This is a genomic window from Endozoicomonas sp. ONNA1 (genome assembly GCF_024606325.1).
GTDB lineage: Bacteria > Pseudomonadota > Gammaproteobacteria > Pseudomonadales > Endozoicomonadaceae > Endozoicomonas_A.
Genome location: NZ_JAHHPN010000315.1, coordinates 1 through 1,457, shown reverse-complemented (window position 1 = coordinate 1,457; position 1,457 = coordinate 1). Strand labels below are relative to the sequence as shown.

The 1,457-nt window shown below is 47.8% G+C and carries 1 protein-coding gene; it reads right to left on the bottom strand.

The window, feature by feature from the left end:
• Positions 1–1,336: aminodeoxychorismate synthase component I (pabB, locus tag KDK19_RS07370; protein WP_257291651.1), on the bottom strand; the 1,336-nt coding region annotated here is incomplete at its 3' end.
• Positions 1,337–1,457 lie beyond the last annotated feature (121 nt).

The following is a 1,457-nucleotide window of genomic DNA, read 5'->3' as shown; positions in this document are numbered from 1 at the left end:
CTTGATGGCAGTCTGAATCTGCAACAATGGCTCCTCCACCCCAGCAGTGAAGTTTTTGATTCTGGGCAACCAGAGTTCGGATGGTAATGCTGGTATCCATCCTGTCGTTGCAGCTGATATAGCCTATTGCTCCGCAGTATACATTCCTGGCAACAGCTTCAAGTTCACGAATGATTTCCATGGATCTGATTTTAGGTGCACCGGTGACTGAACCGCCCGGGAAGGCAGATTCCATCAACTCAAGAATGCTGTGTTCCTGACTGAGTTCACCGGTCACTGTGCTGACCAAATGATGGACATTAGCATAACTTTCCAGTTCAAACAGTCTTGGAACGTTAATGCTTCCGGGTTTGCAGACTTTACCAAGATCATTTCTCAGAAGGTCAACAATCATCAGGTTCTCAGAGCGATCTTTTTCGCTGGCCAGTAATTCTTCAGCGTGGGCGAGATCTTCTTCAGGTGTTTTACCACGAGGTCTTGTACCTTTTATGGGGCGAGTTTCTACCTTGGAATCAGTCACTTTTATAAATCGCTCCGGCGAGTGACTCAGGACAGTAACATCAAGATGGGAGAGGTAAGCAGAATAGGGCGCGGGACTGACTTTTCTGAGATATTTGTAGGCCTGCCAGCAATCGCCATGATATCGACTGGTGAATTCCTGAGTCAAATTGACTTCATAGGTATCACCGGCAAGTATGTAGTCCTGCACTTTCTTAAAGGCCGATTCATACTCTGCTTCATTGATGGTGGTAGAAAATTTTTCCTGCAGTTGGAATGGCGCCGCACTCTCGGGCTTTGCTTTGTTATGAATGCGAGCAACAATGCTTTTCCGGTCATTGTCTGGCATATCAGGGTGACTGAAAAAAATGGTTTTTTGCTGTTGGTGATCGGAAATAATGGCCCAGTGGTAGAGGCCTACACTCATTAAAGGCACTTCCAGCTGTCGCGGCTGAATTTTTTCTGGCTCGGTCAAGCCACATAGTTCATAACCCCAGAATCCCAGTGCACCACCCGTGAAGGGTAAATCAGGATGCTCCACTTTTGACATGGTGGCCAGTAAATCATTCAGAATCTTGAACGGGGATTGATCACTCTGAATCCGACTTTCGCCGGATAGACGATTGATGGTCTTAGTGTGGTAATTGCCGTCAACAGTAACAACGGCCCAGGGGTCAGCCGTGATAATGTCATAGCGATTGTGTTGCTCTTTTGTGAAAGAGGGAGAACAGCTGTCAAGATAACAGGCCCAGGGTTGCGCGGTAAAAAGCTCGAAATAAGGGCTGGAGTCACTCATGTACTCCAGTTCAACGATGAATAGCTCTTTCATAGAAGGCATGAAAATCCCGGGTCAGATCAGACGCGCATTCTACCTTCAGAGTGTTGTCGGCGCTACGGACTTTTCTGCTGGTGGAGTGTGCGGGAGTGCTGTTAAGAGGCGAGTCGGGCGCTGAGGAAGC